This is a genomic window from Patescibacteria group bacterium, assembly GCA_041653535.1.
GTDB lineage: Bacteria > Patescibacteriota > Patescibacteriia > JACRDY01 > JACRDY01 > JBAZFH01.
In genome coordinates this window covers 58,880-80,749 of record JBAZFH010000002.1, presented here as the reverse complement: position 1 = coordinate 80,749, position 21,870 = coordinate 58,880, and the positions used below count along the sequence as shown (strand labels likewise).

The following is a 21,870-nucleotide window of genomic DNA, read 5'->3' as shown; positions in this document are numbered from 1 at the left end:
AGAAAACTGGGGGCGAAAGGACCGTCTCTCGCCCCATAGATATTTATACGGAATTCAGCCGACGCTCTCTTGGCGCGAGTATAGGTGAAGACTTACCGGCCGCCGAAGGGTCGGTTTCGGTAATATCTTCCGTTTCAAACGCAGGCATTTTCCGCCGACGCTGTTGAACACGCAGAGGTTCAAACTTGCGTTCGCTAACCAATACTGCCCTCGGGTTCTGGTGCCACCGAGAATGCGGCAATCTCCTAAAGCAGGTACACGCGCCAACCCAGCCACAGTAGTTTGGATCGTCAAATTCAGGTATTATTCTCATTTTGTCCCCCCTTCAATCAAGGTCTAGTCGGCGCACTCGCGGCGCGATGATAGGTGAAGGATTGTCTTTTACTGACGGATCGGTTTCGCTAATATCTATTGTTACCCACATTGGCTTATCTTCGTTAAGCACTGAATGATTTTTTTCAAAATCTCGCTCATCAATACTCTCGTGCTTTCCTTCAAATATCATGCGGGGGTGTTTTTTTTGAGACGCTGTTGCTCCCCCTATCGGACCCATGTAATTCGGATCTTCAGGTACTCGTCGTTGTCGTGATTGTCGTGCCATTTTTATTTCTCCTTTATGCTAGTAAAAGAGGCAAACTGAAAATTTTACCTTACGTTTGCCTCAAATATTTATTCGGGTTTTGTCATCTTACGTACCGGTAAAGCTAAAATAGGAGAAGGTTTGCCAATGGCCGAAGGATCAGTTTCGGTAATGTCTTCGGTGTCCCATTCAGGCATATCATCACTATCATCAGAAAAACGATCTTGTTCAAACTGTCGTTCGCTGACAAGCACCGTTGGACCGTCTGGCTGTACGCGACCGATCCTTTTTAGCGGAGAAGTGTTTGTTCCAACTAAACCCATGTAGTTCGAATCATCGGGAATCAGTCGTTGTCGTGCCATTTATTCCTCCTTTGTTTAAGTGAAATAGTAACGTTAAATCTCTCATCTGCTTTTCAGTATTTTTACCGGCAAGAGAATAACAGGAGAATACTTGTCTGCTGCTGAAGGGTCGGTTTCAGTGATGTCTACGGTATCCCACATTTTATCATTAAGAGATTGGTTACCGACGACGGACGTATTTTGTTCGAACTGTCGTTCACTGGCAAGCACTATTGGACCGTCGGATTTTTCTCGACCATGTCTTCGCAGTGGTACTACGGGGGCACCTACCAAACCAAAATAATTCGAGCTATCTGGTACTCTGGACATTTTATTTCTCCTTTATACTAGTAAAAGAGGCGAGCCCGTAGGGGCAATTCATGAATTGCCCCTACAATACGCCCGCCTCATGTTTGTCTAGGACAAGATTTTTTTCGCCGTGAATTCTGCCAGCTCTCGCAAAAATTCGAGGTCGCCATTATTTATAACTTCGTAACCACTCAAGTTATTTTCTTCCGCGATCTTCCTTGACTCTTCCAGGCCCGGAATCAGGTGGATAAACGGTCTCAAATGCGAAGTACCGCGCAAAGCGTTTAGTTCTTCGTTGCGCTCCTTACTTGGACAGCCAACTACGAGTACCTTGTTTCCCAAAAAGCGGAACATTCTTTTTTCGGGACGAAGACCCCAAGGGATTTCTACCATCGCCACACTGTCTTTTGGCACCGCCCGTAATGCCTGACGCAGTAGATCAAACCATGGTCGCTTGATAAACTCCGATACTTCTTGCTCTTTTTGTCGATCGACTGCCAGCTTAGAGATATTCTCCTCGCCAAAAGTCTTAGCTAACAGCGGACGCAAAACAACATTGAAGTCATCGGTGTTAACGTGAACAAAGCGGCGGTCTATTTCGTGCATGTACTGCAACATTTTACTCTTGCCGGATGCCGGAGGACCGACAACCATGATGACATCATGCAACTGTAAAACTTTTTTTAGTAGCGCCGTTATCACGACCGGAGAAACGAATTGCGACAGTTCTTCGAGCTCCAGATTTTCTGCCAACTCTCTGACACGGGTGGAAGAAATCGGCTCTTGGTCGGTCAGAATCACGTAGTGCTGGTGAGTGATGCCAAAGTGTTCTTTGTTATAAAGCGCTACTTTTTTTTCGTAATCCAAGTCTTCGCAGTTGCGAATTCCGCGCACCATAACGATTTCACGTTTGGTGCCGCTGACTTTTTCCGCCACCATTTCTTCTGCCAGTGTCACTACCGTTACTTCCGGCGGCAAGTTGTAGCTCTGCCACAGCTCTACCGCTTCTTCCGGAGTAAACCATTGATCGCTTTTGTCAGGGTTAGCCGAGCAAATAATCTTCAGTCGAGGGAAAATCTTCGCCGCTTCGACCACCACTCGTAGATGACCATAAGTCGGGGGAGAGAAGGTGCCAGGAAAAACTACTACCGGACATCCAGTTAACTCTCTACTTCTTTGTTCACGCAGAAACCGTTCGCGACACCGTTTTTCGTCCTCGGTCCAGCACCCAGTCATAGCAACCTCCTTTTTCTATAATTCAATTATCAATGTTCTTTCTTGAATAAATCGTATCGTTTTGACAAAAATAGCTAAGAAATTACTTGTTGAAAACTAGAGCAAGTGTTGCTTTTTATTTAAATTTAGATAATAATGCTAGTATAATCTGTCGAACTTTTTCGACAGTAATAATAAAAATATGCAAGAAAAGCTAAATAACAACCTAAAAGACCTGGATTTCAAGCCAAATGAAATCAAGGTTTATTTATCGCTCACTGAGACAGGTGAAGCCCCCGCCAGCATCATCGCCAAAAAAACCGGCATGGCTCGCACCACGGTTATTTCAATTCTTAATAAACTAACCAATGACGGTTACCTCTCGACCAACCAATATCGAGGAAAAATTTATTACTGGGCGGAATCACCGCAAACTTTAAAAAATATTTTCCAAAACAAAGTCGCTATCGCCCAAAACCTGGAAAATGTTTTACGGGAAATTTATCGAACTCAGCCGCACTTTCCCTCAGCTGGAATTTTTGACACAAAAAAAGGCATCAAAAATTTTATCGAAAAATTGCTAAGCGGATTGGAGAAAAAAAGTATTATCTACACTATCGACTCTCCTCACCAGGGCGACTACCAAAAAATATTTTCCGATGATTTCGGCAAAATAATGATTGAGCTAAAAAACCGCAAAAATATCCAAACAAAAACCCTTATCCCGGCGGACAGCAAAAAACTTATCAGTCCGGAAAAATTACTGGCGCAGCAAATCACGGTTAAAGAAATGCCGGCACAAATTGATTTCGTGGCTTCGCTTTGGCTTATTGACAATCTTTTGGTTCTTTTTTCCGGCACACCGCCGTTTATAGTTTCGATCCAACAGCCGCTAATAGTCAAAAGCGTAAAAAGTATTTTTGATTTTCTTTGGCAGATGTCAAAATAACCCGTCCTTATTTCATCCTATATTGTAGCGCCTCGGCGATATGCTCGGTTTTTATACTTTCGCTATCCGCTAAATCAGCAATGGTTCTGGCGATTTTTAATATCCGATGGTAGCCGCGCGCCGAAAAATGAAATTTAGCCATGGCGGATTTGAGTAGTTGCAAGCCTTGATCAGCGGGAATACAAAATTCCTGAATTTGTTTTGGTCCCATTTCCGAGTTGGTAATAATCGGCAAGCCGGTAAACCGCTGCCTTTGTATAACTCTTGCCGCGAGCACTCTTTGTCGTATGTATTGCGAAGACTCCCCGGTATTAGTGATTTGAGAAAGTTTTTCAAAATCCACCCGCGGTACTTCAACATGGAGATCGATTCGGTCCAAAATCGGACCGGAAACTCGACGCTGATAATTATTTATCTGATTGGGCGTGCAGACGCACTGCTTTTCTGAATCAGTGGCAAAACCGCACGGGCAAGGATTTTGCGAGGCAACGAGCGTAAAACGCGCCGGAAAAGTGAGAGTACTGGCGGTACGACTGACAGTTACCACCCCGTCTTCTAGCGGCTGACGCAGACTTTCCAATACTTGTTTAGGAAACTCGGGAAACTCATCAAGAAAAAGTACGCCACGATGCGAGAGTGATATTTCGCCCGGTCTGGGAATCCGACCGCCGCCGATAAGTGAAGCACCGGAGCTGGAGTGATGCGGGCTGCGAAAAGGTCGATGAAAAATTATCGGTTCGCCAGCCGGTAGCAATGAAGCAACGCTGTAAATTTTGGTTACCTCCATGATTTCTTCCATGGTCAATGGTGGTAATATGGATGGCAAGCTTTTGGCAAGTAGTGTTTTGCCTGACCCAGGTGGACCAGACAGCAGTACATTATGCCCTCCGGCGGCAGCTATTTCCAAAGCTCTTTTAGCCTGCTGCTGCCCACGGACGTTGGCAAAATCAAAATAAAAAAATTGCTCTGTCTCCGGAGTGGTAATAATGCCAGTGGTTCGATGAACGGATATTTTTTGTTTTGCTTGCAAATGGTCTATAAGTTGAGCCAGGCTTTCCACCGGCATTATTTCTATTCCCGCGACCAGATTGGCTTCTGCCAGATCCTCTTTCGGCAGATAAAGATATTTAAAAAATTTTTCTTTAGCATAGAGAGCTATAGGCAATATGCCGTCGGTATGTCTGGTTTTTCCTTCCAGGGACACCTCGCCGACAAAAAGCGAATCGGATAAATTAATATTTAAATCAAGCGCGGTTACGATTATTCCTACGGCCATTGGCAGGTCGTAAACCGCCCCCATTTTTGGAACACTAGCCGGAGCTAAATTGATAATCAATCTTTTATTGAGGGGAAATTTTATTCCTGAATTTTTAATAGCTGAACGCAATCGCTCTTCTGCTTCCTTGATTGATTTATCTGGCAACCCGACAATGCCAAAATAACCCTTACCAAGATTAAGGTCTACCTCGACTTCTACAGGTTTACAATCCAGTCCTACAACGGCACAGGAGGGAATAGTTGCTAGCATACGCACCTTACATTACATAACTAAACATTAAATTTTTCTAAACTTAAAAAACCCTGGCGTAAAACCAAGGCTTTTTAAAAACCCTTAAATTGCTTTATCTGATATAACTAAGCGGATTGACTCTTGATCCTCCAATTCGAACTTCAAAGTGGAGATGGATGCCAGTTGAACGACCAGTGGTGCCCATAACACCTATTGTTTGCCCTCTGGAGACCTGTTCTCCAACAGTAACATAGAGCTTACTTAAATGACCATAAAGTGTTTGCAACCCATTCCCATGATCAATGATTATATTTTTACCATAACCACCGTTATATCCGCTGGCCTGAGCGCGGATAACTTTTCCCGACTCGGCAGCATAAATCGGCGGCGAACCTTTATCGGCAATATCCAAACCGGTATGACGCCAACCATAATATTGCGTGATGCGAGATGCTGAAGTCGGCCACTGTAATTTAGTGCCAGACACAACAGCGGAACTCGGCCTAGTAGTAGTATTACCGCCAACATAACTAGCGGGTACGCGAGCCGGAGAATAGGTGGGTAATTTTTTGCCTCCGGGGATCAAAAGGTCATCACCGATTTTTATGCCTTGATTTTGGACTAAATCGTTGTAAGCGATAATTTTTTCTTTATCCACGTTATATTTTTGAGCTATTTGATCCAGCGTTTCTCCTCTTTTTACTTTATGCTTAATACCCGATACCGGCAAGATAATTAACTTGTCTCCCGGTCTAATATAACTTTTTTCTGTCAGATTGTTCTCCCATAAAATAGTATAGACCGACACACCAAATTTTTCTGCGAGCGAAGCAACGGTGTCGCCGTTTTGTACGACGTAAATTTCTTCCTTAGTGCGGCTAACCCTGCTAGTCTCCTGCACGGGCGAAATCTCAGGTTTAAGTAAAGCCAAACCTCCTTGAGTAGTGGCAGAAAGATCATTAAACTCGCCCTCTCCCTCTCCAAAAGAAGATCCGGCCTCGATGCCGCCACTTTGATAATTAAAATTATCAGTCGGCTGATCAATAAAAGTGTCATCGGCTTTTTCTTCGATTAAACCAAGTTCATCTCCGCCAACCAAAGAATAAAGGATTGTTTCCTTGCCGAAATCTTCGTCACGAAAACCAACAATTTTTGCCTGAATATTATTGGCTAAAACTAATACACCCAAAATGATAATAATAAAATGGACTAAATAGCGATGGGTTACGATGTCCCAAAATCTACTATCTGATGGGTGATAAATTTTAGCCAATTGACGCTTGCCAAAAAGATATCCCTGATAGAAAGGAAGGATAATGCGATTAATAAAAAAACTGCCACTATTAAAAAGCGCTTGGCGCAAAAACTGTCTATAAAACGACGCTAATACGTTTTTGACCAAAATTAAACTTCTCAATCCATGAGCAGCTAAACTAATTCCAATTTTTTTAAAAAAATGAGAAATATGTTTTCTCCTTTTGCCGATTATCTCCTATAATCGACCTAAAAACAATATAAACAATATCAAAAAACGGGTCTTCGGTCAACGATTGACAAAAACACGTGAAAAATCTAACATATAACTTATCCGCTCGTACAAATTTTGTCTAAATTTTAATAATAAATAACAAATAAAATTTTGGTATGTCTATGCAACTCGTTATTTTTTCTCTCGCTTGCGCGGCTGCTGCCATTATCTATGGCATCGTTTTGATTTCCTGGATTTTTAAACAACCGGCAGGAGACGATAAAATGAAAGAAATTTCCGCCGCTATCCAAACCGGCGCCAAAGCCTACCTCAACAGGCAGTACAAGACCGTAGCTATTATCGCTGTGGTTTTATTTATTATTCTCGGTTTTGCCCTGGGTTGGTATATCGCCTTTGGTTTTGTAGTCGGAGCCGTACTTTCGGCGCTTGCTGGGTATATTGGCATGAATGTCTCGGTCCGCGCCAATTCCCGTACTGCCGAAGCTGCCAAAACCGGTATTAAACAAGCTCTCTCGGTTGCCGTTAAAGGTGGCAGCGTTACCGGTTTGCTGGTCGTTGGGCTTGGATTGCTGGGCGTAGCTGGTTATTATTTAATTTTAACACTTGCCGGACTCTCCGCCGTTGAGTCAACTAAAGTTTTAGTCGGACTTGGTTTTGGTGGCAGCTTAATCTCCGTTTTTGCTCGTCTGGGCGGCGGCATTTTCACCAAAGCTGCTGACGTCGGCGCCGATCTGGTTGGTAAGGTTGAAGCTGGCATCCCGGAAGACGACCCGCGCAACCCGGCTGTTATTGCCGACAACGTCGGTGATAATGTCGGTGACTGTGCCGGCATGGCGGCCGATCTTTTCGAAACCTATGCTGTTACTTCCGTGGCTGCGATGCTACTGGGAGCGCTGGCTTTTAAAGGATTTGAAAACGCAATTTTGTATCCGCTGGTTTTGGGTGGCGTAGCAATACTTGCTTCTATTATCGGCAGCTTCTTTATTCGTCTGGGTAAAAAAGAAAAAATCATGGCTGCTTTATATAAAGGTTTGGCGGCTGCCGGTATTATCGCCGCTGTCGCTTTTTACTTTGTTACCAACTGGCTGATGGCAAACAACGGCAAATACGAAACTATTGATCTTTTCTTTTCTTCGCTTATTGGTTTAGTCGTGACCGCGCTCATTGTCGTTATCACCGAATACTACACTGCTTCGGAATACAAACCGGTTCAGTCGATCGCCAAAGCATCACAAACCGGACATGGTACCAACGTAATCGCCGGGTTGGCTGTTTCTATGAAATCAACCGCCTTACCAGTATTAGTAATCGCCGCCGGCATTTTGGGCGCTTATTATTTTGCTGAACTTTATGGTATTGCTGTCGCTGCCATGGCAATGTTGTCGCTAACCGGCATTATCGTTACCATAGATTCCTACGGTCCTATCACTGACAATGCCGGTGGTATTGCCGAAATGAGCGGACTGCCAGAATCAGTCCGCACCATCACTGACAAGCTCGATGCCGTTGGCAATACTACTAAGGCAGTAACCAAGGGCTACGCTATCGGTTCCGCCGGTCTGGCCGCACTGGTATTATTTGCTTCTTATATTCAAGAGTTTGCCGATCGTGGCAGAGAACTTTTATTCCAACTTTCCGACCCGCTGGTTATCGTCGGTTTATTTATCGGCGGACTGCTGCCATATATTTTCGGCGCTCTGTCTATGGAATCTGTCGGTAAAGCTGCCGGTGGAGTGGTGGAAGAAGTCCGTCGTCAGTTCCGTGAAAACCCAGGCATTATGACTGGCACTTCCAAACCTGACTATGGCAAAACCGTTGACATCGTTACCAAATCCGCGCTCAAACAAATGATCGTTCCAGCATTAATACCGGTACTTGTTCCGATCCTTGTCGGATTTATCCTTGGACCGGTCGCGCTCGGCGGTGTGCTAGTTGGTAGTATCGTTACCGGGCTGTTTGTCGCTATCTCCATGACTTCTGGCGGCGGCGCTTGGGATAATGCCAAAAAATATATTGAAGCCGGTAACTACGGCGGAAAAGGTAGCGACGCTCACAAAGCCGCTGTTACCGGTGACACTGTTGGTGATCCATACAAAGACACTGCCGGCCCAGCTATCAACCCAATGATTAAAATTTTGAATGTTGTGGCTTTGCTGCTGGTCTCTCTACTGATCTAACCTAAGCCTCAGAATATCAAAAACACCCTTCTGCAAAAGAGGGTGTTTTTGATTGACTTTTTCTCCTTATGTACTAAGATAAACCCACAACCAACTAAAGGAGGTCTAATTTGAAAGATGAAAATAACGCTCGATTTTTCCTCGAAATCGGGCAAAAAGTGATCCTGCCGGACGACGACGTAAAAAGCAAACCGTGGACGGTAGAAGCAATCTCCGGCGACGATTTTCTCGAAAAATCCACTCTGACCTTGATCCGAGGTCGTTCGTCCAAAAACGTTTTGGCAACCGCCGATATCAAACGCATTGACTACGCCAAAGAGGCTGGCAGCGGGAAGATGGTCCCCATTCCAACTTCAATCGGTCTGACGCTTCCTGGCGACCTCAATATTTAATCGAACCGCCGCCTTGTAACACAGCAAGGCGGTATTTTTTTCTCAGTCTTGACTTTTTCCACCTTTTAGAATAAGCTAAAAAATCGTTTTTTGTTTAAAAGTTAAGGTGTCGCGTAAACTAAAAGGAGAAAGAGGATGTCTGACCTGCCATATCACCAAATTTTATTAAATGAAGCCCAAGAAGCTTTCGATGGCTTAAACACCATTGACCCCGGCGCCCAGCTTGCGCTATGGGCAAACAAACTGGGAAGACTTGAACTGGCTTGCTCTGTTTTCAGCCAAGGAAGGCTAAAAAAACAAGACCTTGAAGCCGTTCTCAGCGTCCTCGAAAAACTGAGCCAGACGCCGTTGAGCGAACAATTGATAACCATGCACAGGATTCTCATCGGAGAACCATTGAACTTTGCTATTAAGTCTTTACGGGAACTGATCGCCGACACGACCACGGCGGAGGCGGAAGACATTTTTCATTAACCATTAAACCAATGCCCCGCGACACAGCGGGGTGTTTTTATTTCCGACAAAAAAATCCCCGACAAAAACTGCCGGGGATTTAAAATGATTGTGCTAATGCTGGATAGGGAAGTTTACCCAAACCCAGAACATAGTCGTAGGTTTGGTATCGTTTTCCACGTCTGGCGTCGGGTCGTTGGTGACCAGCCCGTACCAGAAATCGAACCGCATCGGCGCGAAAAAAAATGACACTTTGGGACCGACTTTATTTGTCGCCCGCAAAAATTTGTCGTCGATGTCTTGCGGCGCAAACGTCTCGACCTGCGCGCCGATTTTCACATGAGTTACATCGGCGTTGCCAAACAGCACCCACGCCCGTTCAAAAAAAACACTACCCGTATCAAATCGGACAGAATCAGAAAAAAGATTCTGCGACTGGACCTCAACCCAAGGTTGATTGTATCCGACGATCAGGTCTTCCACCAAATAAACAGCAGCGCCGGAGACCGGATCAGAAATAACACCAAACGCCGGCATCGCCCATAATCCGCTCTTACCGAGCTTCACCTTGACGGCAGCATCAAGTTCAACCTGCGTCACGCTACCAAAAACCCAAGGACCGACGGACACGACGTCGTTGAGTCGCCAATCGCCAAAAGCCGCGACCTGGTCGACCGCGCCGTTCAGATAACGAACGCGAACACTCATGTCCTGAGCAAAAACCATTGTCGAGAAACCCACGACCAAAAAAATCACAACCATTGCAGTAATCAACAAACGGTTCATCTTTCCTCTCCTCTTGTTAAAAAGTTAAAAAGATCATCAACAGACAATTTTTTATGCTATTGACCTTTTATTTAAACACCTTAAAAAAATTTTGTCAATACAAGTACTAATATAAAAAATTATTTAACCATTATATAAACTTGACTAAAATTGACAAATATAGTATCTTATTCAAACTGCTATTCTAGAAAAGGGGAGAATAAAATGTCAAAACTACAGCTCAGTATATTACCATTGGAGGAACTGTTAGATTGGCTGGTAGCCAATAAAAAAATTCCCGAGAGGCTAGCCGTGCACAACGGCATAATTAAAACCAGGGGTGGCGATGTTAATATCCCCAGTACCCTGGACGCTATCCGGCGGGGTCATCTCGACAACAACGCGGCGATTATTAATTTTTTCCAGATATTGTCGGAAAACCAAATGCTGGAAAAACTACCGCCAGTGGCGGCAAAAGAAACACCAAATTTAAAAGCGGTCGTATAATCGACCGCTTCTTTTTTTACCTGATATTGCCTTTCTTTCTTTCCTTTGCTAAACTAGGCTCACTAAAAAATAGCTACTAGTGACTAGTAGCTAGCGGCTAGGAAATAACCGGAGTTTAATCTTTTTGATAAAAGCGAAAGTTATCTTGGAGGTTTCCGATAGCAACTGCTCTGACTCTACAAAAGCCTTTTGATTGCTATACTTTAAGCTCTTGGCAATTATCATTTGCGTTTCTAGTTCGGCAGCCGAACCAAAGGATATTAATAAAAACCTTAAAAACTCTCTTTGACTCCTTCTCTCATAGCCCTCGGCTATATTAGAAACTATTGATACGGCAGCCCGACGCATTTGCGATGTCAGACCAAACAGCTCATTTTTTGGAAAAGACTCGGTTAGCTTGTAGACCTCTACGGTTAACCTGATCGCTTTCTGCCAAACAATTAAATCCTTACAAGATTTTTGTTCATACGCTTTACAAATATTAGTTAGATACCACAAAAATAACAAATAAAACATTAAATATTGCTAAACTTTTTATTAAATATTATTAAACCCTAGCTGCTAGCCACTAGCTGCTATCCACTAATTTATGAATATCTCTAAAAAAGAACTATCCAAAGCCCAGATCGAATTTACCATTGAAGTGTCTCCCGAAGAAACCAAACCTTATCTGATCAAGGCCGCGGAAATTATTTCTACTGAGAAAAGTATTGCCGGGTTTCGCCCGGGTAAAGCGCCTTATGACGTGGTAAAAAAAGAAGTGGGTGAAATGACTATCTACCAACATGCTGCTGACAACATAATCGGCAAAACCCTTTATGAAGTTCTGGAAAAAGAGCTGCCTAACACCGACGTGGTTGGATCACCACAAATAAATATCGAGAAAATGGCTCCAGACAATCCTTTGGTTTACAAAGCCATCATCACCCTGCTGCCGGAAGTAACTCTCGACGATTATTCAAAAATTAAAGTTGCCAAAAAAGACGTTAAGATTGATTCTAAAGAAATTGAAACGATTTTAACCAACCTACAAAACATTCACGCCAAAGAAACCGTTAAACTCGGTCCGCTGGAAAAGGGCGACAAAGTTAATGTGAATTTTGACGTTTTTGTCGACGGCGTGGCTATCGAAGGCGGCTCAAGCAAAAACTTTCCGTTGGTTATTGGCGAAGGTCGCTTTATCCCAGGATTTGAAGAACAAATAGTCGGCATGTCACAAAATGAAAATAAAGAATTTGAGCTGCGCTTTCCGGAAGACTATCATGCCAAAAATCTAGCAGGCAAACTCGCTAAATTTAAAGTGGAAGTAAAAGAAACTTTCAAACGCGAGTTGCCGGAACTAAATAATGACTTTGCCAAGACTCTCGGTGGCTACCAAACAATCGAAGACGTAAGAAAAGGTATCGAACACAATCTACTCCATGAAGCAGAGGAAAAGGAAAACCAAAAACAAGAAATAGAAATGCTGGATGAGTTGATTAAAATAGCTAAATTTTCCGAACTGCCGGAAAGCATGATCCATGCGGAAGCGCACAAAATGATTCATGAGCTGGAACACAGTATTGAACATCAAGGATTAAAGTTTGAAGATTATCTGAAACATCTAAAAAAGACCGAGCAAGAACTGGAGAAAGAAATACTGCCGGAAGCAAAAAAACGCGTCCAGACAGCACTGATTGCCCGCAAGGTGGCGGATCAAAATAAACTTTGGGCAACCGATGAGGAAATAGATAAAGAGCTGGAAGAAATAAAAAAAGTTTATGGTCAAAGTCCGGAAGTTGCAGATAATCTATCATCTCCGGGATATCGCCGCTATCTAGCAACATCCCTAACCAACCGCAAGGTGATCGAGCATCTGAAAAAGGAAATAATCAAATAAACTGTTATCCCTATAGAAACGACCAGAAATGGTCGTTTTTTGGCTGGTTTAAGCTAATATATTGACATAAATATCAATATATGATAAACTAATAAATCATTGATTTTTAAACAACTAGCAACAAACCGCAATAAAAAACCCCAAATCTAAACCCTGGACTGGAGAGAAAGATGAAACGTTCATTGGTTCTGACCATCGCGATTATCGCCATTCTCACATTCGCCGTTATCGGTTTTGCCTCTACGGGTGCGGAAAATTCGACACCTGTGCCGCAGCAACCCGCTGCCGCCACCCAGCAGGTCCCGGCAACGGTCGGTGACGCAATGGAGAAGGCGCTCAACATGATTGACCAGTTGGCGACGGTCGTCGGCGCCCAGATCAAGGAAAAATCCCCCTTGATTTGGATGATGTTCGTAAAAAAGACCATGACCGCTGGGATTCTGGAATGCACGATAATGCCGATCACCGCCATCATTTTCATCGTTCTGGCGGTGCTCTGCCGTCGGGAAGACAAAAAAACCATGAAAAAAAACGACAACGGCGAACATGAATGGAGCTCTATAACCGTTTTCTTCCTAGTTGTGGCGGTGATCACTGGGATTATAGCGTTCATTCTGCTCCCGTTCGGGGTCATGAATCTCACCAACGCGGAGTACTACGCAACCAAGGAGCTACTCCGCATCGCTCTTGATCCGTCCAACGCGATCCGTTAGGGACAAAGATCAATCATCGCCCCGTTCTCGCCATCGCGCCAGAACGGGGTTTTTCTTTTTTCTTTGTTTTTTTTATTTTATAAACAATTTAACCAACCTTTTTCCCCTTGACGTAAATGTTAATATATGATAATGTAACATATTCACTAAAATGAATGTTTTTTGAAAACTACCGACAAAAACGGAGGATATGAATAATGAAAAAGGTGTTGCTTTTGGTTGCCTACGTTCTGGTTTCCGCGATTGCCTTTCAAGTGCTCGGCGGCTGGACAATGCTTTTCAGCATCGGCGCTCCCGCTCTTTATGTAGTGGGATGGATCATCCACTACGCATTCATTGGAAAAAAACGGCGGGATGCCGAGGTTCAAGACCTGATCGTAAAGACAATAACCGTTCTTAAAAAAAACGACAGCCAAAAATGGTTGGATGTATTATTCAGCCTTAAAAGGAGGGCGGGTATTTCGTTTATGTTCAATAACGGCTATCTGCCGCCGCTCGTCATGGATTTCAGCAACGAATTTCTAGGTAAATTTTTGGGGTATCTTTTGCGGGAAAAAGACTACCCCGACAAACTCTACATTTCGATCGTTTCCCACCTCCGCAAAAAACGAGAGAAAAAAGATATTAATGCAATCGTAGAAGCGGTCGGATTATCCAATCCGGTCGCTCTGGGAAGATTCAAACAGCTTATGGCAAACCATTAAATAAACCGTAAAAGGAGTAAGCCAATGAAACGCTTCATGATTTCTTTCTTTATTTTTGTCTTCGCGTTTTTATCATACAATGCTGCTGCCGTGGCGAGCACTGTTCCGGCACCGGAGGCAACCCCTACCGTGGACGGCGGCCAAGTTTTTTCCCCTGAACAAAAAGGGGAAGCCAAGGAGAGCTTGAAAGAGCTCGGGGAAATGTTTGGCGTTACCACCCCGACCGAAAAAGAGCCTCCTCAACAAACTCCGACCACAGTTGTTGGAATCGCTGACAAAGCCTTGGATATGATCGGCAATCTCGTTGGCACCATCGCCAAGGTGGTGGAGGGCGTTGCGCCGGAAGTGTGGGAGATTATGGTCCGCCAACAATACGCCAAGGGGATTTCCCTTTTGGTCGTTCCCTGGGGACTATTTCTCCTTTCCATCGTCTATATGGGGGTAATCCGAATTTTCTGGAAAAAATACCCCGATGGCGACGATTTTTCTGAAGATGGAAGTATTACTGATAAAGGCTGGCGGGGTTTTATCGCTACGCTGTTGCCACTGATTATTCTTTTTCTCGACACTATATGGGCGCTCAGTCGCACCGCCGACGCGGTGTTGATGTTGATAAACCCCAAATACTACGCGGTGCAGGACCTGCTCCGCATGTTACTTCAATAGCCACCATACACTTATACTACCCCGTTCTCGCCATTGTGCAGAACGGGGTTTTTCTTTTCCTATTCTCCTACCTTCCTATCCTCTTATCAACCTGCTAAAATTAAGACATATGAAATTTGGCGCTCACATCTCTGCTGCCGGCGGAGCAGCAAACGCCCCGACCAATGCCGCTTCTATCAATTGCGAGGTTTTTCAATTTTTCACCCGACCGCCACAGGGCGGACCAGCCGCGACTATTACTCCTAAAACAGTGAAAGATTTTAAAGAAGCGTGTAAAAACTACCAACAAGCTGAAGCTTATGTCCACGCTCCTTATTTTATAAATTTTGCTTCAGGTAACAGCCGTGTTCGCTATGGTTCTATCTCGGTTATTCGTGAAGAACTGGAACGCTGCTCACTGCTTGGCGTGAAATACCTCATGACCCACCTGGGTAGTGCCAAAGACTTGGGTCGAACGCCGGCAATCAAACAAACCATCGAGGGTTTAATCAAGGTTTTGGAAGACTACGAAGGAACCACCGAACTCCTGATCGAAAACTCGGCCGGCAGCGGGGAAATCATTGGAGATGAATTCGAAGAAATTGGTACGATTATCAAGGGTATCCTAAAAAAGCTTCCTAAGGCGGAAATCGGCGTCTGTCTCGATACTTGCCACTCATTTGCCTCCGGCTACGACTGGAGAAACAAAGCCGCTATAGAAAAAACTCTAAAGACTTTTGATCAAAAAATTGGTTTAAAATTTTTAAACCTAATGCACCTCAACGATTCGCTGACTGAACTGAATTCCAAAAAAGATCGCCACGCCGATCTTGGTGACGGTAAAATCGGTAAAGAGGGGATCACTGCTATCGTCCGAAATTCTAAGCTAAAAAAAGTTAACATGATCCTAGAAACCCCCAGCGACGAAAAAAGAAAACGTGATATAAAGTTTCTAAAACATCTAAGAGACTCTTAATTTCCAATTTCTGATTTCTTTATTTTGACGCTACAAAGACAAAAAACTTGAAATTAGAAACTGGAAATTTGGTTATTAAATGCGCCAATCACGATAACCCCGCACATGCAGGGTCGCTCCCTAACTAACCCCGACTACCACCTACCAACTACCAATATGCTATTTGCCATTATCTCCGACTCCCATGACAATATCCCAAACATCGACGAGATGTTGCGGATTGTTAAAGCTGAAGGAATAAAAACCATCATCCATTGCGGCGATGTTTGCGCGCCGAGCGTTTTGAAATATTTGGGTGAAAATTTTGACGGAGAAGTATATTTAGCTTTTGGTAATGTCGACGGCGATAAAGAGGTTATGCAAAAATTAGCCACACCTAATACCCATTTACTTGGCGATGTCGGCGAACTAGAAATCAAGGAAATCAAAATCGCTTTTACCCACCAACCGGAAAAAGCCAGAGAGCTAGCCACCACCAAAAAATATGATGTAGTTTTTTACGGTCACAACCATAAACCATGGGAAGAAACCATCGGGGAAACCAAACTACTAAATCCGGGCACTCTGGCAGGTCTATTTGCCAAACCGACTTTTGCCGTCTATGATACAGAAAAACACGAAGCAGAATTAAAAATTTTATACTTATAAAAAATTATGTCTCAAATCATTATTTTAGCTAAGGTCTTGCTCGCCGCTGTTTTAGGAGGATTGCTGGGATGGGAGCGTAAAAATATTGCCGAAAAAGCCGCCGGCACTAAAACCCACGCTTTGGTAGCTCTTGGTTCGGCACTCTTTACACTGTTATCTGTTTATGGTTTTTTCGGAGCGATTGTTGATCCTACGAGAATCGCCGCGCAAATAGTTGTCGGCATCGGTTTTCTTGGTGCCGGCATGATTATAGTACAAAAAGGAGAGGTTCGGGGACTAACCACTGCTGCCGATATTTGGGTAGCAGCCGCTATTGGCATGACAGTTGCCGTTGGTTGGTACCTAGTTGCCATAGTTATTACCGCCGTGATTTTTATATTTTTACTTATTGCCGATAAGAAAAAATATAAAAAAAGCATTAAAGAGGTATTATAAAAAATAATAGGTATGATGTTTAGATTAAAAATAAGAGTAGCCGCTAGGGCTAATAAAAATGAAATTATCAAAGAACCCAGTGGCGCCTGGAAAGTGCGCGTTACTGCCGCCCCTACTGCGGGTAAAGCCAACGATCAGGTAATAGAACTTATTTCCGAAGAGTTTAAAGTTGCCAAAAGCAACATTGTAATCGTAAAAGGTCTGCGCGGCAAAGACAAAACTATTGAAATACAGATGTAAGAACGGCTAGTAGCCCATAGCTTTTATGCTTATAGTAAAATAAAAAACGAGGGAGTGCCTCGATTTTTTATTCTATAAATTTTTGTATTTTTCCCTATATACTATATACCAACCCCTATATACTAATCCTCCGGTACTGGATCGTATCCGCCCTTCGACCACGGATTGCAGCGAAAAACTCTATACGTCGCCAGCCAACCACCTTTTATTAAACCGTGTTTCAATATCGCTTGTTTGCCATACTCGGAACAAGTCGGACTATAACGACAAAACCCGTGAGGAAACATCGCCTTTCCTGCCGGACTGTGATCAAAAGACAAAACTTTCTGATAAATATTAATCAAAAAAACCACAAACAGTCGTAAAGGGAAAAATATTTTTTCTAGAGTTTTCATATTATTTTGTCAGACCGCTTTTATTTAGAGCCCAAAACAGTTCTCGCTCCAACTCTTTGTAGTCTTTGCTCAAAATATCAGCGCCAGTTCTGGCCATGATCACTAAATCAATTCCGGGTTTAATTTTTTTAAGGTTGAGTCTGATTATCTCGTTTACTTTTCTTTTTAGGGTATTACGTTTAGTTGCTTGTTTACTCACTTTATTAGAAACCACAAAGCAAAACCTGCTAACCGCGGCTTGGTTTGGCAAAAACTTGATACCAAAAACTTTACTATAAAAACCCTTGCCCTTACCGAGAATGGTTTTTATTTCTTTGTCTTTTCTTATTCGAAATTCTTTGCTTAGCATACGTATATTCTACAACTATTTTAAAACCCCCACAAAGAGGGGGCTTTAAGAGTTTTTAGACAGTCAATTTTTTGCGGCCTTTGGCGCGTCGGCGCTTTAACACCTTGCGACCATCCTTGGTTTCCATTCGAGAGCGAAAACCATGTTTTTTCGCTTTATGAGCCTTTTTCGGCTGAAATGTTCTTTTTGGCATAATTTAGGTAAATTTTAAATGTTTTATACAAGTAATAGCCTAATACTAACACCAAACCCCCAAAAGATCAAACTCTTGAAAAACAAGAAAAATGAAATTTGTCTAAAATTAAATATATTTTAAAATACACCTATTATCAAAATCTGGCCAAACCGCTCGTTTGCTGAAAAAAACAGCACCAAGCACATTATTTGTCTAATTTTAAACACTTTTTTAATTATTTTAAATGCTACGACTCCTTTTCTATGGTTCCTTTTTAGGAGTCAGCGTGAATAGCCAAAATCGCCGACAACCCTATAAATATTGGGCGACATAGTACAAATCAGATGTTTCCCCAGCTAGTGCACAGTTAATTAACATTTACTATTTTTTGACCATTCTTTGGTTGTGGATAATGTGCTAAAATAACATCACTCTAAACAAAAATCTAAATCAAAATTTATTCATCCGCTGCTGGCGGATAATTTAAAAGGGCCTAATATTATGACTAACCAACAACTTTGGCAAACAGTACTAGGAGAGCTTGAACTAACGCTAACGAAAGGAAGTTTTTCTACTTGGTTTAAAAAAACTTTTGTTTTAGAAAAAAACGACAATGCCTTAGTTATCGGCGTCCCTAATGCTTTTACCAAAACATGGTTGGAACAAAAATTTTATAGCAACATTATTAAAAGTTTAGATAAAATTACTGAAGGCAAAGTAAAAAAGATAGAGTTTCGCGTTTCCTCTTATAAGCCGACAGCTCAAGACCTATTTAGCGCTAATAATTCCGACGGAGAAAAATCCCTTGAAGAAACAAAAGATGAAGATAAAACGGTTTTTGAAGAAAAAAGTTTCGAAACAAGAATGGCGGTGCCGGTAGCCAACGATCTTAAAGCAAACAAATTCGGTCTTAATCCACGCTATACTTTCAACAGCTTTGTTGTTGGTAAAACCAACGAACTCGCCAACGCTGCTGCCATGGCTGTGGCAAAAGCGCCGGGTCGCACCTATAATCCATTGTTTATTTATGGGGGAGTGGGTTTAGGAAAAACGCATTTAATGCAAGCTATTGGTCATCGTGTATTAGAAAGCGCGGCAAATAAAAAAATTCTTTATGTTAATTGTGAAAAATTTACTAACGATTTTATTAAATCAATCCAAAGCGGCACGGTGGACGATTTTAAACGTTTTTATCGTACGCCTGATTTACTTTTAATCGATGACGTCCAGTTTTTAGCGGGTAAAGAAGGTACTCAAGAAGAATTTTTTCATACTTTTAACGCCTTACACCAAGAAAACAAACAAATTGTTGTTACTTCTGACCGCCCGCCTAAAGCCATCCCAGCGCTAGAAGAAAGATTAATTTCTCGTTTTGAATGGGGGCTTATCACTGATATTGGTACTCCTGATTTCGAAATGCGTTTGGCAATTTTAGAAAATAAGTGCCGGGAAAAAAACATTCAACTAGAAAGCGACGTATTACATTATATTGCCAACAATGTCGCGAGTAATATTCGTGAGCTAGAAGGCGCTTTAAACAAGATTTTAGCCCTTGTAGAAGTGCATAAAATGATGCCTAGCTTAGACAATGTAAAAAAATCTTTAACCTCCTGGACCACTAACGGCTCAAAGAAAAAGGCTATAACAGCTAAAACCATTTTAACAACAATTTGTGATTTTTTTGATATTACTTTAACTGATCTGGTTGGCGCTTGCCGGGAAAAAAAATTAGTGGTGCCAAGACAAATTGCTATGTATTTAATGCGGGAAGAGTTAAAATCTTCTTTTCCTGGTATTGGACAAGAAATGGGCGGTCGAGACCACACCACTGCTATGCACGCTTATGCCAAAATTTCCAGGGAAGCAGAAAATGATGAAAAAATCAGACAGGATGTAAGCATGATCAAACAACGTCTTTACAATTAAAAATTGAATAACTTGTTGATTAGTTGTTAAAAGACTATATATAACCAAAGAAGTTATAAACTGTTTTTCAACAATTTTTTTCTCAAGCGGTTTTTAACTTTAAAGTTGTTCACAGCAAGACCTGCAGTTTTTACAAAAGTTATTCACAAAAATAAAAAGAAAACTACTTGTCCTAGCTGTTTTAAAAGCACTTTTCCACTCCGTCCACACCCCTTATTATTATTACTTATTATATTTTAATATAATATAATTAAAATACATTTTATGAAATTTTCCTGTACCCAAGAAAATTTTAATCAAGGTCTTTTAATAGCAAGTCATATTGCTACTAAAAATGTTAATCTTCCAATATTAAATAATATTTTAATTAAGGCGGAGGATGGTTTGATAAAAATTTCCACCACAAATTTAGAAATAGGCGTAACTTGTTTTGTTCGTGGTAAGGTGGAGGAAAACGGAGAATTTACCTTACCGGCGCGCGTATTAGCGGATTATATTAATTTACTACCCAGAGAAAAAATTGATCTTGAGTTAAAAGAAGATCAAATAAAAATTAATTGCAGCAATCATCAAACAACGATAAAAGGAGAAGCTGCTTCAGAATTTCCGCTCATCCCTCAAATAAAAAAAACCATACCTTATTCTATAAAACCAAATGAATTTCTTAGAGGTATTCAGCAAGTTGTTTTTGCTACAGCCATATCCGAAGCGCGACCAGAAATATCAGGCGTGTTTATGTATTTTGACAATGAAAACAAAAAATTAATTATGGCGGCAACAGATAGTTATCGTTTAGCTGAAAAGAAAATAAATTTATCTAAAATTAGCGAAGAGAATAAAGAAAAAAAAGTGGTTTTGCCAACCAAAACACTGCAAGAAATACAAAGAATATTGTCAGTAATTAACAAAGAAAAAGACAACGATGGTGGAGAGGAAGATTTTTTAGATATTTATTTAAACGAAAATCAAATACTTTTTGTTTATAATAATATAGAGTTAATATCACGCGTGATTGAAGGGCAGTACCCAAATTATTCGGCCATAATACCAAATAGCTATAAAACTCAAATGATTATTCATACGGACGATTTAACAAAAGCAGTTAAGTCAGCAAGTTTGTTTGTAAAATCCGGTATAAATGACATTTCTTTGCAATTAAAACCAGAGGCAGAGCTAATAATTTCTTCTATTAACGCGCAGATTGGAGAAAATACTTCTTCTTTGGAAGCAAATATTAATGGAGAACAAAATGAAGTTGTTCTTAATTACCGTTATTTACTTGATGGGTTAACAGCGATTAATACTTCCGAAGCTTTAGTTGAAGTGACAGATAATAATACTCCGGTGATAATAAAACCAGTACTAGCTTCAGCGCAAGAAGGAGTGGATAGAGACTATCTTTATTTAATAATGCCAATAAAACAATAAATGTTTTCTATTCCCCACAAGGTTGAAAAAAGCCTTGAAAGTTGTATTATTAAAAGAGTCAAAAAGAAATTAATAAATTTTTAAAAGTATGAAAAAAACAAGAGTTTTGTTAGTTGTCGTTGCTTTATCTTTTGTTTTAGTTGGCTGTTCAAATTTAAGTGAAGCACTTAAAGGAAAGTTTGGTGGTGAAGATAATTTAAATACACTAGACGAAAATAACAACCAAACAATGCCAGTTGAAAAAACCGGCGCAGAAGTAAAGGCGGTAATAAAATATAACAATATTTTTTTCGGCAGCGCTAAATATGATCCAGATAAAAAGAACTGCAGCACTGTTTACTGGGTTCACATTAGCGGCGTGGGAGAAAATCCGGTTGAGAACAATATCAAGCTGCTTCTTGCCGGACCGACGGAAAAATGGAAAAGCGCCGGGTATTATTCTAGTATCCCAGAAGGGACAATTTTAAACAAAGTCGTGATTGAAGACGAAAAAATTGTGCTAGATTTTTCTGGCAACATTAGCAATCTGGTCGCGGGAAGTTGTGAAGCAAGACAGGCTAAACAGCAGATTGTTATGACGGCAAAATATGCAGCAGAAGAGCAACTATCTAAAAAAGTTGAAATGGTTGTCGTGACTGTTAATGGCAAAGAATTTAAGTTTTAAAAATAC

Annotated in this window: 28 protein-coding genes; 16 read left to right on the top strand and 12 right to left on the bottom strand. The window is 41.7% G+C overall.

Annotation, left to right across the window (positions count from 1 at the left end):
* Positions 1-43 precede the first annotated feature (43 nt).
* The 5 genes from WC310_02220 to WC310_02200 all read right to left on the bottom strand — a co-directional run bounded on the left by WC310_02220 (position 44) and on the right by WC310_02200 (position 2,466).
* Entirely contained in the window at positions 44-313 is a 270-nt protein-coding gene (locus WC310_02220) for a hypothetical protein (GenBank protein ID MFA5358620.1), read from the bottom strand.
* Positions 314-325: 12 nt separating this feature from the next.
* A complete protein-coding gene (locus WC310_02215) occupies positions 326-601 on the bottom strand; it encodes a hypothetical protein (protein ID MFA5358619.1) in 276 nt (91 codons plus the stop codon).
* A gap of 68 nt (positions 602-669) precedes the next feature.
* A complete protein-coding gene (locus WC310_02210; GenBank protein MFA5358618.1) occupies positions 670-942 on the bottom strand; it encodes a hypothetical protein in 273 nt (90 codons plus the stop codon).
* 42 nt (positions 943-984) lie between these two features.
* The gene (locus WC310_02205) at positions 985-1,251 is read right to left on the bottom strand and encodes a hypothetical protein (protein MFA5358617.1); all 267 of its coding nucleotides are present in this window, start codon (positions 1,249-1,251) and stop codon (positions 985-987) included.
* A gap of 87 nt (positions 1,252-1,338) precedes the next feature.
* Entirely contained in the window at positions 1,339-2,466 is a 1,128-nt protein-coding gene (locus WC310_02200; GenBank protein ID MFA5358616.1) for an adenylyltransferase/cytidyltransferase family protein, read from the bottom strand.
* Between the two features lie 181 nt (positions 2,467-2,647).
* Between WC310_02200 and WC310_02195 the strand changes: the two genes are divergently transcribed.
* Entirely contained in the window at positions 2,648-3,394 is a 747-nt protein-coding gene (locus WC310_02195; GenBank protein MFA5358615.1) for a helix-turn-helix domain-containing protein, read from the top strand.
* A 7-nt stretch (positions 3,395-3,401) separates the two neighbouring features.
* Here the strand turns inward: WC310_02195 and WC310_02190 are convergent, their stop codons facing one another.
* Together WC310_02190 and WC310_02185 are read right to left on the bottom strand one after the other, a co-directional pair.
* Positions 3,402-4,922 (bottom strand): YifB family Mg chelatase-like AAA ATPase, encoded by a 1,521-nt coding sequence (locus tag WC310_02190; protein MFA5358614.1) that lies wholly within the window; start codon positions 4,920-4,922, stop codon positions 3,402-3,404.
* A gap of 94 nt (positions 4,923-5,016) precedes the next feature.
* Positions 5,017-6,306 (bottom strand): M23 family metallopeptidase, encoded by a 1,290-nt coding sequence (locus WC310_02185; GenBank protein MFA5358613.1) that lies wholly within the window; start codon positions 6,304-6,306, stop codon positions 5,017-5,019.
* Between the two features lie 242 nt (positions 6,307-6,548).
* Here WC310_02185 and WC310_02180 point away from each other — a divergent pair, with 242 nt between their 5' ends.
* From WC310_02180 to WC310_02170, 3 genes are all read left to right on the top strand, one after another.
* Positions 6,549-8,570, top strand: a complete 2,022-nt coding sequence (locus WC310_02180) for a sodium-translocating pyrophosphatase (protein MFA5358612.1) — start codon at positions 6,549-6,551, stop codon at positions 8,568-8,570.
* 110 nt (positions 8,571-8,680) lie between these two features.
* Positions 8,681-8,962, top strand: coding sequence for a hypothetical protein (locus tag WC310_02175; protein ID MFA5358611.1), 282 nt, complete (start codon positions 8,681-8,683; stop codon positions 8,960-8,962).
* 135 nt (positions 8,963-9,097) lie between these two features.
* Complete coding sequence (locus WC310_02170) at positions 9,098-9,436, top strand: hypothetical protein (protein MFA5358610.1); 339 nt, start codon at positions 9,098-9,100, stop codon at positions 9,434-9,436.
* A gap of 93 nt (positions 9,437-9,529) precedes the next feature.
* Here the strand turns inward: WC310_02170 and WC310_02165 are convergent, their stop codons facing one another.
* Positions 9,530-10,201: a hypothetical protein gene (locus tag WC310_02165; GenBank protein MFA5358609.1), complete on the bottom strand. Its 672-nt coding sequence runs from the start codon at positions 10,199-10,201 to the stop codon at positions 9,530-9,532.
* 204 nt (positions 10,202-10,405) lie between these two features.
* Between WC310_02165 and WC310_02160 the strand changes: the two genes are divergently transcribed.
* Entirely contained in the window at positions 10,406-10,687 is a 282-nt protein-coding gene (locus WC310_02160; GenBank protein ID MFA5358608.1) for a hypothetical protein, read from the top strand.
* A gap of 90 nt (positions 10,688-10,777) precedes the next feature.
* Here the strand turns inward: WC310_02160 and WC310_02155 are convergent, their stop codons facing one another.
* Entirely contained in the window at positions 10,778-11,203 is a 426-nt protein-coding gene (locus WC310_02155) for a four helix bundle protein (protein ID MFA5358607.1), read from the bottom strand.
* A 73-nt stretch (positions 11,204-11,276) separates the two neighbouring features.
* On the opposite strand from WC310_02155, the gene tig reads away from it, so the two are divergent.
* The 8 genes from tig (at position 11,277) to WC310_02115 (ending at position 16,927) form a co-directional block, all read left to right on the top strand.
* Positions 11,277-12,566: a trigger factor gene (tig, locus tag WC310_02150; GenBank protein ID MFA5358606.1), complete on the top strand. Its 1,290-nt coding sequence runs from the start codon at positions 11,277-11,279 to the stop codon at positions 12,564-12,566.
* Between the two features lie 170 nt (positions 12,567-12,736).
* Positions 12,737-13,279, top strand: coding sequence for a hypothetical protein (locus WC310_02145; protein ID MFA5358605.1), 543 nt, complete (start codon positions 12,737-12,739; stop codon positions 13,277-13,279).
* Positions 13,280-13,476: 197 nt separating this feature from the next.
* Positions 13,477-13,983: a hypothetical protein gene (locus WC310_02140; GenBank protein ID MFA5358604.1), complete on the top strand. Its 507-nt coding sequence runs from the start codon at positions 13,477-13,479 to the stop codon at positions 13,981-13,983.
* Positions 13,984-14,007: 24 nt separating this feature from the next.
* Positions 14,008-14,649 carry a hypothetical protein gene (locus WC310_02135; protein ID MFA5358603.1) on the top strand — a complete coding sequence of 214 codons (642 nt, stop codon included), beginning with the start codon at positions 14,008-14,010 and terminating at the stop codon, positions 14,647-14,649.
* Positions 14,650-14,758: 109 nt separating this feature from the next.
* Positions 14,759-15,604, top strand: coding sequence for a deoxyribonuclease IV (locus tag WC310_02130; protein MFA5358602.1), 846 nt, complete (start codon positions 14,759-14,761; stop codon positions 15,602-15,604).
* A gap of 156 nt (positions 15,605-15,760) precedes the next feature.
* Complete coding sequence (locus WC310_02125) at positions 15,761-16,252, top strand: YfcE family phosphodiesterase (GenBank protein MFA5358601.1); 492 nt, start codon at positions 15,761-15,763, stop codon at positions 16,250-16,252.
* A 6-nt stretch (positions 16,253-16,258) separates the two neighbouring features.
* Positions 16,259-16,687 carry an MgtC/SapB family protein gene (locus WC310_02120; GenBank protein MFA5358600.1) on the top strand — a complete coding sequence of 143 codons (429 nt, stop codon included), beginning with the start codon at positions 16,259-16,261 and terminating at the stop codon, positions 16,685-16,687.
* Between the two features lie 15 nt (positions 16,688-16,702).
* Complete coding sequence (locus tag WC310_02115; GenBank protein MFA5358599.1) at positions 16,703-16,927, top strand: DUF167 domain-containing protein; 225 nt, start codon at positions 16,703-16,705, stop codon at positions 16,925-16,927.
* Positions 16,928-17,049: 122 nt separating this feature from the next.
* Here the strand turns inward: WC310_02115 and yidD are convergent, their stop codons facing one another.
* From yidD to rpmH, 3 genes are read right to left on the bottom strand one after another with little or no spacing between them, the layout of a single operon-like run.
* Complete coding sequence (gene yidD, locus WC310_02110; protein MFA5358598.1) at positions 17,050-17,322, bottom strand: membrane protein insertion efficiency factor YidD; 273 nt, start codon at positions 17,320-17,322, stop codon at positions 17,050-17,052.
* 1 nt (position 17,323) lies between these two features.
* A complete protein-coding gene (rnpA, locus tag WC310_02105) occupies positions 17,324-17,671 on the bottom strand; it encodes a ribonuclease P protein component (GenBank protein MFA5358597.1) in 348 nt (115 codons plus the stop codon).
* A gap of 55 nt (positions 17,672-17,726) precedes the next feature.
* Positions 17,727-17,864, bottom strand: coding sequence for a 50S ribosomal protein L34 (gene rpmH, locus WC310_02100; protein ID MFA5358596.1), 138 nt, complete (start codon positions 17,862-17,864; stop codon positions 17,727-17,729).
* Between the two features lie 483 nt (positions 17,865-18,347).
* On the opposite strand from rpmH, the gene dnaA reads away from it, so the two are divergent.
* The 3 genes from dnaA to WC310_02085 all read left to right on the top strand — a co-directional run bounded on the left by dnaA (position 18,348) and on the right by WC310_02085 (position 21,864).
* Positions 18,348-19,772: a chromosomal replication initiator protein DnaA gene (gene dnaA / locus WC310_02095; GenBank protein MFA5358595.1), complete on the top strand. Its 1,425-nt coding sequence runs from the start codon at positions 18,348-18,350 to the stop codon at positions 19,770-19,772.
* A 264-nt stretch (positions 19,773-20,036) separates the two neighbouring features.
* A complete protein-coding gene (gene dnaN, locus WC310_02090; protein ID MFA5358594.1) occupies positions 20,037-21,200 on the top strand; it encodes a DNA polymerase III subunit beta in 1,164 nt (387 codons plus the stop codon).
* 88 nt (positions 21,201-21,288) lie between these two features.
* Complete coding sequence (locus tag WC310_02085) at positions 21,289-21,864, top strand: GerMN domain-containing protein (GenBank protein ID MFA5358593.1); 576 nt, start codon at positions 21,289-21,291, stop codon at positions 21,862-21,864.
* Positions 21,865-21,870 lie beyond the last annotated feature (6 nt).

Coding starts and splice junctions, on each gene's coding strand:
- rpmH (MFA5358596.1), bottom strand. CDS start 17,864: ATGCCAAAAAGAACATTTCAGCCGAAAAAGGCTCATAAAGCGAAAAAA.
- WC310_02130 (MFA5358602.1), top strand. CDS start 14,759: ATGAAATTTGGCGCTCACATCTCTGCTGCCGGCGGAGCAGCAAACGCC.
- WC310_02165 (MFA5358609.1), bottom strand. CDS start 10,201: ATGAACCGTTTGTTGATTACTGCAATGGTTGTGATTTTTTTGGTCGTG.
- WC310_02145 (MFA5358605.1), top strand. CDS start 12,737: ATGAAACGTTCATTGGTTCTGACCATCGCGATTATCGCCATTCTCACA.
- WC310_02170 (MFA5358610.1), top strand. CDS start 9,098: ATGTCTGACCTGCCATATCACCAAATTTTATTAAATGAAGCCCAAGAA.
- WC310_02135 (MFA5358603.1), top strand. CDS start 14,008: ATGAAACGCTTCATGATTTCTTTCTTTATTTTTGTCTTCGCGTTTTTA.
- WC310_02115 (MFA5358599.1), top strand. CDS start 16,703: ATGTTTAGATTAAAAATAAGAGTAGCCGCTAGGGCTAATAAAAATGAA.
- WC310_02155 (MFA5358607.1), bottom strand. CDS start 11,203: ATGTTTTATTTGTTATTTTTGTGGTATCTAACTAATATTTGTAAAGCG.
- WC310_02195 (MFA5358615.1), top strand. CDS start 2,648: ATGCAAGAAAAGCTAAATAACAACCTAAAAGACCTGGATTTCAAGCCA.
- dnaA (MFA5358595.1), top strand. CDS start 18,348: ATGACTAACCAACAACTTTGGCAAACAGTACTAGGAGAGCTTGAACTA.
- rnpA (MFA5358597.1), bottom strand. CDS start 17,671: ATGCTAAGCAAAGAATTTCGAATAAGAAAAGACAAAGAAATAAAAACC.
- WC310_02160 (MFA5358608.1), top strand. CDS start 10,406: ATGTCAAAACTACAGCTCAGTATATTACCATTGGAGGAACTGTTAGAT.
- WC310_02140 (MFA5358604.1), top strand. CDS start 13,477: ATGAAAAAGGTGTTGCTTTTGGTTGCCTACGTTCTGGTTTCCGCGATT.
- WC310_02125 (MFA5358601.1), top strand. CDS start 15,761: ATGCTATTTGCCATTATCTCCGACTCCCATGACAATATCCCAAACATC.
- WC310_02220 (MFA5358620.1), bottom strand. CDS start 313: ATGAGAATAATACCTGAATTTGACGATCCAAACTACTGTGGCTGGGTT.
- WC310_02180 (MFA5358612.1), top strand. CDS start 6,549: ATGTCTATGCAACTCGTTATTTTTTCTCTCGCTTGCGCGGCTGCTGCC.
- WC310_02215 (MFA5358619.1), bottom strand. CDS start 601: ATGGCACGACAATCACGACAACGACGAGTACCTGAAGATCCGAATTAC.
- WC310_02190 (MFA5358614.1), bottom strand. CDS start 4,922: ATGCTAGCAACTATTCCCTCCTGTGCCGTTGTAGGACTGGATTGTAAA.
- tig (MFA5358606.1), top strand. CDS start 11,277: ATGAATATCTCTAAAAAAGAACTATCCAAAGCCCAGATCGAATTTACC.
- WC310_02085 (MFA5358593.1), top strand. CDS start 21,289: ATGAAAAAAACAAGAGTTTTGTTAGTTGTCGTTGCTTTATCTTTTGTT.
- WC310_02120 (MFA5358600.1), top strand. CDS start 16,259: ATGTCTCAAATCATTATTTTAGCTAAGGTCTTGCTCGCCGCTGTTTTA.
- yidD (MFA5358598.1), bottom strand. CDS start 17,322: ATGAAAACTCTAGAAAAAATATTTTTCCCTTTACGACTGTTTGTGGTT.
- WC310_02210 (MFA5358618.1), bottom strand. CDS start 942: ATGGCACGACAACGACTGATTCCCGATGATTCGAACTACATGGGTTTA.
- WC310_02200 (MFA5358616.1), bottom strand. CDS start 2,466: ATGACTGGGTGCTGGACCGAGGACGAAAAACGGTGTCGCGAACGGTTT.
- WC310_02205 (MFA5358617.1), bottom strand. CDS start 1,251: ATGTCCAGAGTACCAGATAGCTCGAATTATTTTGGTTTGGTAGGTGCC.
- dnaN (MFA5358594.1), top strand. CDS start 20,037: ATGAAATTTTCCTGTACCCAAGAAAATTTTAATCAAGGTCTTTTAATA.